Here is a 15680-nt window from a genome sequence, read left to right as displayed (position 1 = left end):
CTCCAACCCGCCTAAAACCTCGACCCGCATCGCCTGATGACCTTAAAGCTAGACTTAAGGTCACACGCTTCGCGAAATATACCGCATCAGACAAGACGGCGCTCGTCGGATGCGTACGCATATGGTGGAAATGGTGCCGTCATTCTCGGGACGATGTTCGGCTTGTTTATCTACCTGCTACCCGCATTCATCGCGTATCAGCGCTGGCATGTGAACAGACACGCCATCCTTATTATCAATCTGTTCTTAGGCTGGTCGATTATTGGCTGGCTTGGAGCGTTGATCTGGTCGGCGACGTCCGCGCGGGTGGTAAAAACATGAAGTCGTTTCCCGTAATAGCCCTTATCGCCATGCTCGCTATTTCCCCAATCCATCGGGCTCTGGGTCAGGATGTGCAGAGGCAAAGACAACTCGTGCTGGACAGCGCCAGTGGAACCATCAATAGTTTAGTTTATGCGATTATCTGTGAGGATCACGGACTTCTACCGAAGTTCGAACTTTCCGCTAGCGCCGTTGCAATGTTAAACGCGATGGACGCTGCATTAGAAGCGGTCGACATTCAGCCTCAGATGGTTCGTGACTACGTCGTTAAAAGCTCCCGAATGGCAGAGTTGCGGTCTACGTTCGGCATGATCACGAGGGGACGAATAGCCTCAGTGACTGAAGATCAGCGCGCTCAACTTCAACAGGCTGCAAGGCAGGAGTGTGAAATAAAACTGCAAGCTGTTGAGAGCCGAGGCGCTGCTTTTTCAAAAACTGGAAGCGTTACTGCGAAGTGATTGGGCGATAGCTAGGTCGGGTTAATTGGCGAGGGAGCGGCAATCGTGGCGTCAAATTCGTAATCGGACTCTATCCACCGATCCGAACTTCAATCCAAGCATTTCCATTAGAGCGCATTCTTCTCCCGTGATTGTTTTACTTTATCAAAATCCTTTTTGATCGCCGCGTTTTCATAGATGATCTTCCATCTACCGCTAGAGCTATGTTCCGCAAAAAGGCCAAGCTGAACAAAAATGTCTGCAGTTTTGAAGTTAGTGTACCAAGAAGTTCGCCCGTTGTTTACGCCGGAAAGAAAGTATCTTGGCTCGGCATAGATTGAATCTCCGAGCCGATGGTTCACGCTCGGCTTTCCGTATTTCTCGCTAAGCAGCGAAGACAATGAATTGTAACGCGATAACACGGATGATCCGAACGGATCGTTTGCGAAAGATTTGCTGATTATCACGATACGGTATAAGCGATCGCTGTATCCGAACGAGCCAAGAACGATCTCGGCGTCGGCTATTACCTGTGGAAGCTTCGTAAAGACCACTCCCTTACCGTAACTGTCTTCTTTTTCCTCGCGGAATTCAGCCCCGAGGGCTGTGATTTCAGCTTGAGACAGCCCCCATTTTAGACCCAATGGAGCTTGATCTGACTGCGCGAGGGCGGAAGACGAAAGCACCGCTACGATAATCACCACTGGCATTTCACGTGTCTATCGCGGGCATTTAAGGTAATTTGCAATAAGTGGTCTGTTCAAATCGGTTATATCGGTAGATACGACGTGGCCGCCGTTTACCTCTAGTTGGAATCGTCGCGGCGTTACATCGTTGTTTTTCGTGCTCGTGCAATGTGCGTTGAAAGTGAAGCCACTCTGGCTCTTTTGCGTGGGGGAAATCTCTTCAGTACGGCAGCTTCCCCCCAAGAAATCAATCTGTCGACGACCAAAATCAATCCGCCCTTCGGTTTCATTTACATTTCTACTGCAAAGCTCTTCTGGTGATAAACTGCTTGCCTTCACTTTGAAATAGTACCGACCCCTTGGGAAGCCCCTTGGAGGATTGGTGTTCAATGCTGAGCCTTCGTTTTGGTTCTTTGCATTACTCGAAGGGCATCTTCTGTAAACCACACCCGCAGTCCTTGATAGCGGCCCTTCGCGATGCTGGACCCGAATCTCGGCTCCTTCATTCGACAGGATCAGGTTTTGGAGTCTTTTGCCTGGACAACTAATTCTATAATCCCAAACGTTTTGGCCGCTGGGCCATTGTTCGACTTTCACAACCTTGCAAACATCGTACAAGAATTGGATGGAGCTTTTCGTTATCGTGATGAGCCTATCGCTCAGTTCTTCCGAGCATGACTTCATTACATCCTTCGTCGAATCCTCGGTATCAACAAATTTCCCAGCTATCTCCGACGCGTACGCCGGGATGGAAACATAAAGAACTATTACGGATAAGAATGCTCGCAGCATAATGCGTCTCCACAGCTGAAATAAACCTACTTTGAAATCGCTAAGTGTAGGCCAGGGCTATCGGCTTAACCTGAACCGAACAATCCCTAATTCTGACGAAGGTCGGTAAAGCCTGCAACAGGACATTTAGCGGCGATACATGCCTCAGGGTATGATCCATCGCCGATTGAACGGCGAGCAAGCGGCGATCGTGGCGTCAATTTTGAATTTGGATCCTATCCACCAGAGTCAAAATCAAACCAAGCATCGCCGCTCTGATTGGTTCTATTTCAAGCGACCGTCTTCTCGCATCTTGAGTTCATAGTCTGCGCACTGTTGCATCGTGAACTGCCGTACCGGTGAAGCTGGGCCGTATTTGTTTCCGCGAAAGCCACGCGTGCGTGCTGATCTAGGGCGCACATGAGGATTAATTTTGTCCCGCTCTTCGTATGGATACTCGCCAGAGGTCTTGATGTGGGTGAGCTCTGAAGTGGCATTTGTTTTATTGTAGCGACTATTGTTCGGCATATTCGTTTGTTCGGTATCTACTCTGTAAGTATGTCGTTCGTTTTGAACTCTACTTCTTCGTTTGAACTCTAATTTCATTAGACAATGCTTGTCCGTCGCCACACCTCAGGTTGAGAGCAGCTCTCGGAATCCATAACAAAAGCACTGGGGAGGCTAGCTCGACGTGCTGTGATATTTGAGTAGGTCAATCGGCCATATCGTGCGGTCGAAGACCCATTCAAGGTCAAATTGCTTCAGGCTGTAACGAGAGAGCCTGTCCTTGTCATTGATTGGCGCGTGATGAATCGCTCCCATCACTCTGTTTGCCCGTAGTACTTGTTCCCAAATACTTCGGACGCGTGAGTCAAACCAGGCTAATCCGCCTTCCGGAACGTCGATTAGCAAGTGAAAGTGGAGCGGCATGGGTTGTCCATCGGAACTCCAGATCTCGGGAACAGCGATGAAATTCTGAGCGGAGAGGTCAAGGGGGAGTTTTGCAGAGCGAGAGATATTTCTTGCCATCCGCAGCAGGAATTCCAGAATGCATAAGCGGGCAACATTCGCGTCCTCCGGCTGGAACACGGGGTGCCAGTCGAACGTCAGGCAGACTTCGCGGTTCGCTGGCATCGAAGCAAGTTGGAGCGACGCGTTTCTGCGTAAGGCGGCATTCTGATCTTCTATAGTCCGCACGCCTTTCGCCGCGATCTTAAGTTCTTGAAGTGTCCTCGCTTGCTTGATGCGCTTGATCGTGTGGGAGAGCGGCGCGACATTCTTCGTGCCGTACATCCCGGAATCCCCACGAGTAGGAACGTCCAGAGATCCTGTTTCGATTTTGCAGAGGAGCTCTTCCTTTAAGCTGGACTTGCACGTCGCGGCATTTCGAGACGAGGCGCTTACAGACGAACGGGCCGCCAATGATTGGCGATCAGGATTGGTACATTCGCCTCGCATAAGCTGTGGAGTGAGGCTGTCATTATACGGGCGAGGTTTCTGTTGCACCCTCGTATTTATGTGGCCACGCGGCCGAATCGCCCGGGAGGCAAAATAATTATTCGCTGTGGGCCTTTTGAGCGCGCCGCCGCATAACGTTGGCGCGAAACGCCTTCTTACTGCGTTCCCAAGTCGCAACATCGACAGGGTTCGGCAAGCGCTCCGCGTGGACAGCTAGCGCTTTGTCGTACGCCTCCTCGAGGAATTCCGGAACTAGCCAGGTCTTGAGCCCAAGGTCGACGAAGAACTCGTAAATAGGTCCGTCGGCCTGTAGGCGGGTCTCAACCAGTTGGGCTGCAGTGATCCAATAATCACATTCAGCGCCCTCAAGCGTTTCAAGTCCACGGGGCGTCACCTGCCATTGCATATTGGCGTACATTCGGTCCTCGTTTGTTCGTGGCTGCCGCGAAAACCGGTGACATTGGTAACACCGGTAACGAGGTGGCCGTTGAGCCAGATGGAGTTAGGCATTGCGTTTGCCAGAGGCAGGTTTCCGAAGCTGCGCCAGCGTGGCCGGCTGAAGCGTGTCGGCAACACGGACAACGCGGCGCACGCGTGACGATGGCTTTTTGCGTGCGCCAGCCTGGGTTAATCCAAGGCGCTTCATCAGGCGACGTATTTCGGCATCGATGAACAGCACGTGCATGCGGTCCTCGCCCTCGACGAGATAACCTTTGGGCCGCTCAAACCACGTCACGGTGACCTTGCGCGTGAAGAAATAGACGCGACGACCATCGCGCAGGAGCCAGCGTCCGCGATCGGGAATTCGGAAGAGCAGGCGGTCAAATTCGTTGAACGAGCCAGAGAAACGTTGCTTTGTCGTAAGTTGGTTCACGGGAAAATTCCTTTGGAATGAGCGTTGCGTGTTCGCGCCGCCCTGATGAAGGGTACGTGGGAAAGGTTCCGAGTGGCGCAAGGCGGCCAGCGAAGACCCACCAGCGGCTTGGCACGTGGAGCGACGCAGAGAGATACGCTGCGCCGTGAAGATTATTTCACTGAGGGTGTGACCCTGGTGGGTCGCACCATCAGCGACCGGTAACACCGGTAACAGCGGTAACATCAACCGACATCGACCTCCTCGGGGAGGTAGCGAGTGAAGGCGTCTTCCATGTCCGCGCGCTTGAAGCCCTTCCTGGGTTCGCCAGCAGGCGGGCGGAACGTATGGCGCGGCACGCCGAGACCGGAGAGTATGCGAGCGCAACGGATCATTCGGCTCGCGGGTTTGCCGCTGACCGCACCCGCATTGGCCGCCAAGTCAGCAAGCGTCGCCGAGGCGATATGGGCGTCGTCCTTGCCTGCGAACCAATCCCTGGCAGAACTGAGTATGAGGATGCCGGCCGAAGGCTCCTCTATATCCTCATGCGCCGAGATGATGTTCGCCGCCTCGCGGGCTTTGTCTGGCCAGTCGCCACCGGCGAGGTCCGCGATCGCGATGAGGGGTCGCCAGTTATCCTGCGCGCGATCGCTGAGTTGCAAGGGCACGTCTGGGTCCATGTCCGTCAAGGTTGCCAAAACGGCCTCCGTCGCCCAGGCATGGCATCGAGCGCGCAAGGCCTCCGCCTCCGGTTCATCGTTGCGCGTAAAGCGCTCAACCACCTCAGTCGCTAGGCGGCGTCGTAACGCGATCCGAACGGAGCGATCGGCGAGGGTGCCGGGCAGTTCGCCGATCAGTGCGACAACCTTAGGTGACCAGGTGCTGTATGTCGCATCATTCCGCACAATTACGCCATCTGGGGCGTGTCCGAGATTGAGAACGCCGTGGAGCCCGCCGGTCGCTTTGAGCGCGTGTTCCATTTCATCGATCAGGAACGTCGGACGAACGTTCTGGATCGCCTTCAGCATTCCCGCGACGGAAATGTTGGAAGTAATGATGGGCTTTGGCACCAGGTGAGAAACCATTTTCAGTGCCGTGGTCTTTCCGCACCGTTTCTCGGGTGAGTTCAGCCAAAGCAGCGGGGAATGCGACGCCGCCTCATGCGCATGCGCGTGGAGAACGAAAAGTGCAATCCCCCGCAGATTGGCGTCCGTTGTGGCGATGAAGCGCTTAAGGTGACGCTCGATATCGTCCAGGATATCCGCGGCATCAGTCCGGGCGGGAACGGGCGTCGGTTTAATTGCTTTGTTCGCCGGTTGATCTGAGGGAGCCGAAAGAGCTTTCGCCGAGGACGGATCCTGATCGGGCACAATCGAGACGACGTCGGAAGAGCGAATTTCTCCCGCCGCCGCACGAGCCTGCAATTCCAGCATCCACTTACGCGCGCTCGGGAACATCTCCTTGACGATCCGTTCCACCTCGGACCTGTCGAATTCGATACCCTCTTGCCTGAGGATCGCGAAGGCGCGTTCCTGGTGTTTGAGTTCTAGTTCCTCGCGGCAGCGAGCGATCTCGTCATCCAAATGGATGATGTAGAAACGGTTGCGGATGGCCTCGGGAATTTTTTCCAGATGGTTGCAAGTAGCGACAAACACAGCGGTCGAACTGCTCCCCGCGATAGTGTCGCCGCGCAGGCCCGAAAATGCCTCTTGGGTGAGACCATCCAGTTCGTCAATGAAGATAGCGCGCCGTTCGCCGTATACCGTCAGAGTGCGAACTGCTTCGCGAATCTTACGAACAACGTCGATCCCGCGATCGAGCGCGCCGTTGATCTTAAGCGGCGACAGGTCGCTTTCTTTGATAGCAAGATCGAAGGCGGTCGTTTTGCCTATACCCCATTTACCAGCGATCAGCACATGCGGGATGTCAGCGCCGGGCTGGCTCCAGGACTTCAGCATGTCGTGAATGCCGTCGGGGAGTATCACGTCCTCGATGCACTGCGGCTTGTACTTATCGGGCCAAGTGGAATTATCGGCTCCAGCCTTCGCTGCCGATGCAGCGTCGAATGTGCTGTCTTCATGCGGGGCTGACGTGGACGCCGAGTAAGCGTCGTTGCTCTTGTTTGCAGGCGTATCGGTAGTCATGTGAAAATCTCCATGCGAAAGGGTTTGCGCGCTGATCGGTGATCAGGGCGTTGAAACGATTTGAATTTGAGGAGGGAGAGGGTGGTGGGGATGCCGCCTTATGCGGCGACATCCGTTTCAGCTTGTTCAGCAGCCGATTCGATCGAATCGGGGCGAGATCTTGGCCTCGTCTTCTTTTGCGCAGACATCGGCAGTGCCGGTACCGGGGGCGATACGGGCAACGCGTTCCACCAGTTCTCGGCGTCGATGACCGCGATGAGACGGCGGCGGCCAACCTTACGGTACGGCAGCACGCCCTTATTCATCAGACGGTACGCGGTGGCGGGGCTGAGGTTGTAACGAATGCAAAATTGCTTAATTGTCAGTGTCGTTGTGTAGTTCATCGCAAAAACTCCTCTGTGATATGTACACAGGATGCTGCGATGAGCCTGGACATAACATGGAGGTTAGTTCTTTTTCGATTTCTTCTTCTTTCCTGGCTTCTTAGCGAGAACGATCTGCTTGGGCTCCCGCGGCGGCAGCCTCATATCGATCTGTTCCTGAATTACATCTACTAGCTCGCCCAGCCAACGCTCTCTTTCGCTGGCATTGAGATCCTGAAGTGTCTTCGCATCGGCTACGCGCCATTGATTGAAGGCGATCTGTGCGGGCGTATTCGCTAATCTCTCGCCGCTCTTCAGAACTTGTGACCACTTTTCGAAGCTGCTGGTGATAGAGCTCGACGAGGCCTTGCCAGACGAAGCGGATACCAGCACCTCCGGGTTCTTCAGCTTGGTGTATAGGGTCGATGACGCGGCCTTTTCGTCTTCTTGTCGCGTTATTTTCTTCGCGAGCATGTATCGGACAATGAGCCCCCGGAGGATCCAAAGGTTAGAAGGATCAGGAGATCGGGAAGCGCGCTTCGCTTTCTGAAGCATGGGGTCGACGGTGCCGTTCTCAAGGTCTACGAGCGCCACCCCCAAGCCAGTGAAAATCTTGTGTGCGTCAGTGCGGTTTGCGACAAAGTTCTCAAGAAATTTCGCGACAGCGAAGCATGCGAGAACTGCTCTTCCCCGTTCGCTGTCTCCAAAAGAGATTTCAACCTTCTTTGGGCGTGGCGGAATCGCATTGAGCGCATCAATGAGCGCATAAAGTCCGTCTAAGACTTCGCCTTTTGATAGGCGGGCTGGCGAAAGATCAGTCATCCGGGCTTCCTACAGGTTGGGAGCAATAATCTGACCAAGCGTCCATCAAGACGCGACGTCGATCCAGCATGTTGCCACGGCGATACGCAGCTTCGGCTTTGTTCTTGACGGTATGCGCCAAGGCCATTTCGACAACTTCGTTCGGAAACTCGGTGGTTTCGGCAGCCCAATCGCGAAACGTAGAGCGAAAGCCATGCGTGGTGATATCCGAGTGATTCATCCGCTTCAGCACGGCAAGCAGTGACATGCTGGACATCGGGTTGTTGTCGCCGTTGCCGGGGAAGACGTACTCGGTGTCCGTTGATAACGATTTCAGAATCTCGATTGATCGATCGGATAGTGGCTGCGCCTGGAGGACCCTTGCTTTCATGCGGTCCGCCGGAACCGTCCACACCTTGCTTTCGAGATCAATCTCGTCCCATTTCGCGCCGAGAGTTTCGTTCGTGCGAGCGGCGGTGAGGATCGTGAACTCAAGGGCGAGTGCGCCAGTCCCTTCGCGCGTTCGAAGGTCGGCCATAAATGCGGGAATGTCTTTATATGGGAGGGCCGGATGATGCTGAACCTTGGCCACTTTCTGGCGGCGCGGCAGCAGATGATCCAGGTGTCCCTTCAATCGGGCTGGATTCTCCGAGCTTCGATATTTCTTGACCGCTGCCCAGTCTAGGATGGATTCGATTCGGCCTCGGACGCGGGAAGCCGTCTCTGTTTTGGTTCGCCAGATCGGATCCAAGATATTCATGATGTGTGAGACATCGACCTTGTTCACCGGCACCTTCCCAATGACCGGCTCGGCGTAGGTCTTTAGTGTGTTTCGCCACTGATCGGCGTGCTTGGGATTGCTCCAGCCCGCTTCATGGGAGGCGATGTAGGCCTTGGCGCATTGCGCGAAGGTCATAACGCCCTGGGATTTGCGGCCCTCATTAATCGGATCGAGCCCCGCCGACAGTTGTTTGCGAACTTCGTCGGCTTTGAGGCGGGCGTCCTTCAAGGAGACTGCAGCTGCGCTACCGAGACCCTTTTCCCTGATCCTGCCTGCCGAGCGATAAAGGAAGACCCATCTCTTCCCGCCGTTCTTCGAGAGGCTCAAGTAAAGGCCGTTTCCGTCCGCATACCGGCCGACCTCTTTGACCGTTGCGACGGTTCGCGCCGTCAATCGGTTAATTTGACGAACCATCTCTGCCCCGATATCTGCCCTAACAATTATAGCAAGATCGGGAGATGCAACAAGGACTCACCAGCGACAGTATGAGAAACAATCAACTGAAATCATTGGATTAAGCCGGCCGTTGGGAGAAACCGTGAGATATGCAGAAACGGTTGTGATAATCCCTCCCTCTCCGCCAGCAACCTCCCGGGGCATCAGCCCGACCCCGTTCGCAATTGACAAAATCGCTCACCTTGGCTGTACTTGTGGCCATGGGGAAAGCGATCTCCCCACAAGGCGACATGCCCAAGAATCGCGTCCAGTTTTTCAACAAGGACGCATCATGTCAGCTATCAATGCAATTTCCCCCGAAAAGCTTGCCCGTTTGATCGGCACGCCCGCGTGCCCCATTCTCGTCGACGTCAGTACTGACGAGGACTTCAAGGCTGATCCGCATCTGATACCCGGCGCGAGGCGGAGCGATTATGCGCAAGCCGCCGCGTGGGCATCGGCATTGTCCGGCCACGCTGTCGTAGCAATTTGCAAGAGAGGGCAGAAACTCAGTGAGGGTGTTGCAGCATGGCTTCGTCATGCTGGCGTTTCCGCCAATATTCTTGAAGGCGGCATCGAAGCCTGGGCAAAAGAAGGCCTTCCGTTGGTACCTGCTTCAAAGCTCCCTGATCGGGATCCGCAAGGCCGGACGGTCTGGGTAACCCGCTCGCGCCCCAAGATCGACCGGATCTCCTGCCCGTGGCTGATCCGCCGCTTCATCGATCCATCGGCGGTGTTTCTGTTCGTGGCCGCTTCGGAAGTTGAAGCCGTCGGAGCGCGCTTCGGAGCTGTTCCATTCGACATTGAGAACGTGTTCTGGAGTCATCGCGGCGAACTGTGCACGTTTGACGTGATGATCGAGGAATTCGGACTCGAGACCGCGCCGCTCGAGCGTCTGGCGACCATGGTTCGGGCTGCGGACACGGCCCGGCTCGATCTCTCGCCCGAGGCTCCCGGCCTGCTTGCGGCGTCGCTGGGCTTGTCGCGAATGTACTCCGATGACCTGAAACAGCTTGAAGCCGGCGTGGCGCTGTACGATGCATTCTATCGCTGGTGCCGGGACGCAACCGACGAAGCCCACAACTGGCCATCGCATAGGGCAAAAGTGAAGCCATGACCGACGCTGCCGCGACGTCTTCAATCTCCACGGAGCGAAGGGCACCCAGCTTTCCAACCCTGGGGGAGGCTTTCTGGGTCTGGCTGCGGATCGCCTTGCTCAGTTTCGGCGGCCCCGCCGGGCAGATCGCGGTCATGCATCGCATCCTGGTCGAAGAGAAGCACTGGGTTTCGGAGAGCCGGTTTCTGCATGCGCTGAACTACTGCATGCTGTTGCCGGGTCCTGAAGCGCAGCAGCTTGCGACCTATATCGGCTGGCTGATGCATCGTACGCGCGGCGGCATTATGGCCGGCGGGTTGTTCATTGTGCCGGGCGTCATCGCCATCATGGCGCTGAGCTACATCTATGCTGCGTTCGGCAATGTGGCGTTTGTCGCCGCGCTGTTCTTCGGCCTTAAGGCGGCTGTTCTGGCGATCGTGATTCAGGCCGTCTTCCGCGTCGGCAAGCGGGCGCTGAAAAACCGGGTGATGCAGTGGCTGGCGGGCGCCGCGTTCGTGGCGATCTTCTTTTTCAATGTGCCGTTTCCCGTGATTATTCTGGCGGCGGGGCTGATCGGGTTTTTCGCCGGCCGCGCAGGTCTTGCCGCGTTCGCAGCGGGTGGCGGGCACGGCAGCGAGAAGTCCACCGCGCTCGTGGATAGCCTGCTTGGCGATGAGTTGCCGCTGCACGCGCGCCCGAGCGTGGCGAGTTCCCTGCGTGTCGCGGCGGTCTGGCTGCTGCTCTGGCTGATCCCGGTGGCGTTGCTCTTTCTGCTACTCGGACATGGCAATGTCTTTACGCAGATCGCGGTGTTTTTCAGCAAGATGGCCATGGTCACGTTCGGCGGGGCCTATGCCGTGCTGGCCTACGTCGCACAGCAGGCGGTTGAGAATTATCACTGGCTAAGACCGCATGAAATGCTGGACGGCCTCGGCATGGCGGAAACAACGCCGGGCCCGTTGATCATGGTGCTTCAATTCGTGGGCTTCATGGCCGCCTTCCGCGATCCCGGCACGCTGTCGCCGATGATCGCAGGAACGCTGGGCGGTCTGCTTGCGACCTGGGTGACGTTCACGCCATGCTTCCTCTGGATATTCCTTGGCGCGCCGTTCATCGAAACCATGCGTGGCAACAAGGCGCTTGCAGGCGCACTGTCGGCCATCACGGCGGCGGTGGTTGGCGTGATTTTGAATCTGGCGATCTGGTTCGCCGTCCACACGGTCTTCCGCGCAACGTTTCCGGTGCAGCGCTTCGGGCTGTCGTTCGATGCGCCGGTGCTCACCAGCGTCGACCCATGGGCGCTTGCGCTTTCCGTCGCCGCGGCGGTTGCAATATTCCGCTTCAATGCCGGAATGTTGCAGACCCTTGCAGCCTGCGCGGCGGCAGGCGTTGCGCTTCACTTCGCCGGGTTGCTTGGATAAACCCGGTGAAGAAGCCCTCGATTATTTCCGCTGCCGCGCGCTTTCGAGCAGCGTCATGCAGGCTTCTAGACAGGCCGCAGCAATCGTCCGGCCCAAGGGGCTCGGCTTCTTGTTCAGGAGCCGATGCATCACCACGCCGTGCAGCATCATCATAACAGGATACGCGACGTTCGCGGCCCTGCTTTCATCCACACCGGCGCGCACGAGATGGGCGGTGTATCGTTCGATCTCGGCCCCCTGCGCATCTGTTGTGACACGCTCCATCCAGCCGCGCCCGTAGAGCAATTCATAATCGCGAGGGTGGCTGGTGCCGAATTCGAGATGCCGCACGCACGCGTCCCGGAAGTCGCGCGATTTTCCGAGATAGGCCGAGAAGCGCTGAAAGGCGAGCGTGCGCAATGCCTTCAGCAGCGCCTCCCGGTCGGCGAAATAGCTATAGACCGTCGGCGTCGTGGTCGCCGCTTTCGCCGCAACGCCGCGGATCGTTACCGCTTCCTCGCCGCCTGACTGCCACAGGGCGTCGGCGGCCTTCAAGATTTTGTGAGGTAGCTCCGGATCGGCAGTTCGTGGCATCGGGTCCTATTGCTTTTACATTGTATAAGTTATACGTCGTCTAAATAATAACCCATCCCCAGGAGCAGGCAAATGGCCCTTCCCCCCAAACTGATCGGACCCACGATCTCCCTGATCACCGGCCTCATTACCTCGACCAGCATGTCGTTCATCGGTCTCGCCTTGAACTATGGCTTCCAGCCCGATTTCGCGGCCCGTTGGCTGAAGGCCGCGGCAACGAGCTACGTCGTAATCGTACCGATGTTGATGATCCTTATCCCGCCGATCCAGCGCTTCGTCATGCGGCAGGCCGGAGTGCCGACGCGCTAACGTATCGCCCCAGTTCGCATCGTTGAACGTAATCCAAGGTCAGCATCATGACGACGAAATACAAACTCGACAAACCGATCCTCGTGACCGGCGCAGCCGGCGCCATAGGCGGCGTCGGCCGCAACGTCACCGAATTCCTGCTCGCAAAGGGGCACAAGGTGCGCGCCCTGGTTCGGCGTGAGGACGAACGCGCCGACGTCCTGCGGCGGCTCGGTGCAGAGGTCGTAAAAGGCGACCTGACAAACCTCGACTCGATGCACCGCGCCATCGAAGGTTGCGGGCGGATCTATTTTGGAATGTCTGTCTCGGCGGCTTACCTGGAAGCCACGATCAACACCGCGGTGGTGGCGCGCCACCACGGCGTCGAGGCTTTCGTGAACATGTCGCAGATGACGGTCTCGCAAATGAGTATCAGCGAGAGCACCGAGAGTCCTCAGCACAAGCTGCATTGGCTCGCGGAGCAGGCTCTGTCCTGGTCGGGACTGCCGGTTGTCACGGTGCGGCCGACAGTCTTTTTCGAAGGCTTCTTTCTTGTCCTTGCCGGCGTCAGCGTGCGGGCCTCGGACGCGTTGATGCTGCCGATGGGAGGCGGCAAGATTTCGCCGATCTCTGCAGTCGATGTGGCAAGCGCGGTGGCAGCGATCCTCGACGACCCCGCACCGCATATCGGACAGATCTACGATCTGACCGGGCCGGAATCTGCCGATCTGGACTATTATGCGCGCATTTTCTCAGAGGCGCTCGGCAGGCCCATCCGATATCGCGATGTCCCGCTCCCGGCGTGGAGCGAGGGTCTTCGGCAGGCGCGGTTTCCTGAGCACGTCGTCAGCCATCTTTCGGCGATGGTCGAGTTGACCCGGCAGGGACGTTACGATCGCATGACGGACACCATGCGCAAGCTCACCGGCAAACCACCAACGAACATGCGCGACTTCGTGAAGCTCCATGCGGCTGAGTTCAAGCCGCGGGAACCTGCGCATTCGTGAAACTCTCAGCGAGCGTGACGCTTTAACCTGACGGGCTTCCTGGACGAGCCCGTCAGTGATGCGCGAGGCGGATGATCGCCAGGCGTTAAGTTTTACGCGCCTTTGCGGTGCTTCTTTTTCTTCGGCTTCTTGTTGAACGTCGGCCTCTCGACATCGGGCCAAGTCTGGCGGTCGGCTTTCTTGCCGGGCTTCGGGCCTTTGCTGCGCGGAGGCGGACCCTCGAAGCGGCGGGCATCGTCCCGCTGAGGTTTTCCGCTGTGGCTGGGTTTGTCGTAGCGTGGCTTGTCCTCAAAGCGCGGCTTGTCGTCGTAACGAGGTTTCGCGTCGTAACGCGGCTCGTCATTACGGCGCGACTTGGCGCCGAGATCCTTGTCCTTGTGCGGCGGCTTGCGCGGACGTTTTTCAAACGTGCCGCTGTCGCCCTGTGGTCCGTTCGGCAGCGCCTCGATGCGGATATTGTCTTCCTTATCGGGGCGCTTGATCTTCGCAGCGAATTCATCGGCGGCGGTTGCCGAAATCTCGAATTCGGTGCTGCCGTCGAAGATACGAATGGCGCCGATGTCCTGTTTGCCGATTCCGCCGCGGCGGCAGATCATCGGCAGCAGCCAGCGCGCTTCGGCGTTCTTGTTGCGGCCAATGGCAGCGCGGAACCAGACGCTGCCTTCCGGCATCTCGCCCCGTGATTTCGACTTCGCGCGCGGTGCGCGGTCGTCGCCGCGCGGCTCGCGGCTGTCGCGTTTTGCCCCGCGATCCTCGCGCGACCCTCGGTCATCGCGTGATCGGCCACCCTGGCCGGGATCGAGAATGTCTTCAGGCGAGGGCAGGCGCGAGCGATAGAGCCGCGCCAGCGCCGCTGCGATGTCCTCAGCCGAACGCTCGGCGAGCAGTGCGCGCGCCAGAACGAGATCGTCTTCGGTCGTCGCTTCACCAAACAGCGCGTCCTGCAGCATACGCTGCTGATCGAGCGCGCGGATTTCCTCTACGGTGGGAGACGTGCCCCATACCGCATCGATGCCCGCCATGTTCAGCAGCAATTCGGCGCGTCGTTTGCGTGCGGGGATCACGAGCATCACGCTGATGCCCTTCTTGCCTGCGCGTCCGGTGCGGCCGGATCGATGCTGAAGCACTTCGGGATCGTTCGGCAGGTCGGCATGAATGACGAGGCCCAAACTGGGCAGGTCGAGGCCGCGCGCCGCAACGTCCGTGGCGACGCAGACCCGCGCGCGTCCGTCGCGCAGGGATTGCAGCGCCTTGGTTCGCTCGTTCTGTGTCAGTTCACCGGACAGCGCGACCACGGAGAAACCGCGCTCAAGCAGCGCGGCCTGCAAATGGTTTACCGCGTTGCGGGTATTGCAGAACACGATCGCGCTGGGGGACTCGAAAAACCGAAGCACATTGACGACGGCATGTTCGACGTCGCCCGGCGCGATACGGATCGCGCGATACTCAATATCGGCATGGCCGCCGTCGCCGCCAGCCACTTCGATGCGGAAGGGGTTGTTCTGATATTGCTTGGTGATGGAGAGAATCGTGCGCGGCAGGGTCGCGGAGAACAGCAGCGTGCGGCGGGTGTCCGGCGTGGTCTCGAGGATGAATTCCATATCCTCGCGGAAGCCGAGATCGAGCATCTCGTCGGCTTCGTCGAGCACGACGGCTTTCAGTTCGGAGACGTCGAGGCGCTTGCGGCGGATGTGATCGCACAGCCGTCCCGGCGTACCGACCACGATGTGGGCGCCGGCCTCGAGTTCGCGCTTCTCGCGCTGCGGGTCCATGCCGCCGACACAGGACACGACCCGCGCACCGGCATAGGCGTAAAGCCATTCCAACTCTCGATGAACCTGCAATGCCAGTTCGCGTGTCGGCGCAACGATCAGGGCGAGCGGCGCACTAGCTCTCGGCAGGCGGTCGGCATTGCCCATCAGGTCGCTCGCGATCGCGAGCCCGTAGGCGACGGTCTTGCCCGAGCCGGTCTGGGCCGACACCAGAAGATCGCGGCCGATGGCATCTGGCGCGAGGACGGCGGTCTGGACCGGCGTTGCATCGGTGTAATTGCGCTCGGCCAGGGCGCGGGCGAGCGGGAGACTTGCGGACAGGGATTTCACGTTGAGACCTTGGCTGGCGTTGCCGCCATGAATGAGAAACGCCTCAATGCACGCACGACGCGCGCATCCGGCAGTTTCAAAGAAATCGATGAATTGGGGGTGCTTTAGGCCAGTTTTGGTCAAAGAGCCATCAATAAGTGCGGT

The 15680-nt window shown here is 57.7% G+C and carries 15 protein-coding genes; 5 read left to right on the top strand and 10 right to left on the bottom strand.

The genetic code is table 11. The annotated features are described in order from the left end of the window. The coding region (locus tag ACP7AL_RS16565) for a hypothetical protein (protein WP_425992927.1) at positions 1-779 on the top strand (779 nt) is incomplete at its 5' end. A 107-nt stretch (positions 780-886) separates the two neighbouring features. On the opposite strand, the gene ACP7AL_RS16560 is transcribed toward ACP7AL_RS16565, so the two are convergent. The 8 genes from ACP7AL_RS16560 to ACP7AL_RS16525 form a co-directional block, all read right to left on the bottom strand. Continuing rightward, positions 887-1462, bottom strand: a complete 576-nt coding sequence (locus ACP7AL_RS16560; RefSeq protein WP_425992925.1) for a hypothetical protein — start codon at positions 1460-1462, stop codon at positions 887-889. A 1434-nt stretch (positions 1463-2896) separates the two neighbouring features. Next, complete coding sequence (locus tag ACP7AL_RS16555) at positions 2897-3508, bottom strand: hypothetical protein (RefSeq protein WP_425992923.1); 612 nt, start codon at positions 3506-3508, stop codon at positions 2897-2899. Between the two features lie 262 nt (positions 3509-3770). Then, positions 3771-4091 (bottom strand): hypothetical protein, encoded by a 321-nt coding sequence (locus tag ACP7AL_RS16550; RefSeq protein ID WP_425992921.1) that lies wholly within the window; start codon positions 4089-4091, stop codon positions 3771-3773. 84 nt (positions 4092-4175) lie between these two features. Next, positions 4176-4772, bottom strand: coding sequence for a hypothetical protein (locus tag ACP7AL_RS16545; protein ID WP_425992919.1), 597 nt, complete (start codon positions 4770-4772; stop codon positions 4176-4178). Further along, a complete protein-coding gene (locus ACP7AL_RS16540; RefSeq protein ID WP_425992917.1) occupies positions 4772-6670 on the bottom strand; it encodes a DUF3631 domain-containing protein in 1899 nt (632 codons plus the stop codon). Before ACP7AL_RS16540 ends, ACP7AL_RS16545 begins: the two co-directional genes overlap by 1 nt. A 98-nt stretch (positions 6671-6768) precedes the next feature. Continuing rightward, complete coding sequence (locus ACP7AL_RS16535; RefSeq protein ID WP_425992915.1) at positions 6769-7053, bottom strand: helix-turn-helix domain-containing protein; 285 nt, start codon at positions 7051-7053, stop codon at positions 6769-6771. A 63-nt stretch (positions 7054-7116) separates the two neighbouring features. Beyond that, positions 7117-7854, bottom strand: a complete 738-nt coding sequence (locus tag ACP7AL_RS16530) for a hypothetical protein (protein WP_425992913.1) — start codon at positions 7852-7854, stop codon at positions 7117-7119. Further along, positions 7847-9028, bottom strand: a complete 1182-nt coding sequence (locus ACP7AL_RS16525; protein ID WP_425992911.1) for a tyrosine-type recombinase/integrase — start codon at positions 9026-9028, stop codon at positions 7847-7849. Before ACP7AL_RS16525 ends, ACP7AL_RS16530 begins: the two co-directional genes overlap by 8 nt. Before the next feature lie 313 nt (positions 9029-9341). Between ACP7AL_RS16525 and ACP7AL_RS16520 the strand changes: the two genes are divergently transcribed. Then, positions 9342-10166 carry a chromate resistance protein ChrB domain-containing protein gene (locus tag ACP7AL_RS16520; protein WP_425992909.1) on the top strand — a complete coding sequence of 275 codons (825 nt, stop codon included), beginning with the start codon at positions 9342-9344 and terminating at the stop codon, positions 10164-10166. Further along, positions 10163-11566, top strand: coding sequence for a chromate efflux transporter (gene chrA, locus ACP7AL_RS16515; protein ID WP_425992907.1), 1404 nt, complete (start codon positions 10163-10165; stop codon positions 11564-11566). Before ACP7AL_RS16520 ends, chrA begins: the two co-directional genes overlap by 4 nt. Positions 11567-11587: 21 nt before the next feature. Here the strand turns inward: chrA and ACP7AL_RS16510 are convergent, their stop codons facing one another. Then, complete coding sequence (locus ACP7AL_RS16510) at positions 11588-12100, bottom strand: TetR family transcriptional regulator (protein ID WP_425992905.1); 513 nt, start codon at positions 12098-12100, stop codon at positions 11588-11590. Positions 12101-12211: 111 nt separating this feature from the next. Here ACP7AL_RS16510 and ACP7AL_RS16505 point away from each other — a divergent pair, with 111 nt between their 5' ends. Beyond that, positions 12212-12448 (top strand): DUF2798 domain-containing protein, encoded by a 237-nt coding sequence (locus ACP7AL_RS16505; RefSeq protein WP_006023068.1) that lies wholly within the window; start codon positions 12212-12214, stop codon positions 12446-12448. A gap of 47 nt (positions 12449-12495) precedes the next feature. Further along, positions 12496-13434 (top strand): NAD(P)H-binding protein, encoded by a 939-nt coding sequence (locus tag ACP7AL_RS16500; protein WP_425992903.1) that lies wholly within the window; start codon positions 12496-12498, stop codon positions 13432-13434. A 92-nt stretch (positions 13435-13526) separates the two neighbouring features. Here ACP7AL_RS16500 and ACP7AL_RS16495 read toward each other — a convergent pair whose 3' ends face one another. Then, entirely contained in the window at positions 13527-15536 is a 2010-nt protein-coding gene (locus ACP7AL_RS16495; RefSeq protein ID WP_425992901.1) for a DEAD/DEAH box helicase, read from the bottom strand. Between the last annotated feature and the right edge of the window lie 144 nt (positions 15537-15680).

The sequence above is a fragment of the Afipia sp. DC4300-2b1 genome (assembly GCF_049895725.1).
GTDB classification, from domain to species: Bacteria; Pseudomonadota; Alphaproteobacteria; order Rhizobiales; family Xanthobacteraceae; genus Afipia; species Afipia broomeae.
The sequence above is the reverse complement of the archived record's forward strand: the minus strand, read 5'-3'. Positions and strand labels throughout refer to the sequence as shown.

Excerpts from the sequence above, each read along its gene's own strand:
- ACP7AL_RS16555 (WP_425992923.1), bottom strand. The coding sequence starts at position 3,508 with ATGTACGGCACGAAGAATGTCGCGCCGCTCTCCCACACGATCAAGCGC.
- ACP7AL_RS16550 (WP_425992921.1), bottom strand. The coding sequence starts at position 4,091 with ATGTACGCCAATATGCAATGGCAGGTGACGCCCCGTGGACTTGAAACG.
- ACP7AL_RS16545 (WP_425992919.1), bottom strand. The coding sequence starts at position 4,772 with ATGTTACCGCTGTTACCGGTGTTACCGGTCGCTGATGGTGCGACCCAC.
- ACP7AL_RS16540 (WP_425992917.1), bottom strand. The coding sequence starts at position 6,670 with ATGACTACCGATACGCCTGCAAACAAGAGCAACGACGCTTACTCGGCG.
- ACP7AL_RS16535 (WP_425992915.1), bottom strand. The coding sequence starts at position 7,053 with ATGAACTACACAACGACACTGACAATTAAGCAATTTTGCATTCGTTAC.
- ACP7AL_RS16530 (WP_425992913.1), bottom strand. The coding sequence starts at position 7,854 with ATGACTGATCTTTCGCCAGCCCGCCTATCAAAAGGCGAAGTCTTAGAC.
- ACP7AL_RS16525 (WP_425992911.1), bottom strand. The coding sequence starts at position 9,028 with ATGGTTCGTCAAATTAACCGATTGACGGCGCGAACCGTCGCAACGGTC.
- ACP7AL_RS16520 (WP_425992909.1), top strand. The coding sequence starts at position 9,342 with ATGTCAGCTATCAATGCAATTTCCCCCGAAAAGCTTGCCCGTTTGATC.
- chrA (WP_425992907.1), top strand. The coding sequence starts at position 10,163 with ATGACCGACGCTGCCGCGACGTCTTCAATCTCCACGGAGCGAAGGGCA.
- ACP7AL_RS16505 (WP_006023068.1), top strand. The coding sequence starts at position 12,212 with ATGGCCCTTCCCCCCAAACTGATCGGACCCACGATCTCCCTGATCACC.
- ACP7AL_RS16500 (WP_425992903.1), top strand. The coding sequence starts at position 12,496 with ATGACGACGAAATACAAACTCGACAAACCGATCCTCGTGACCGGCGCA.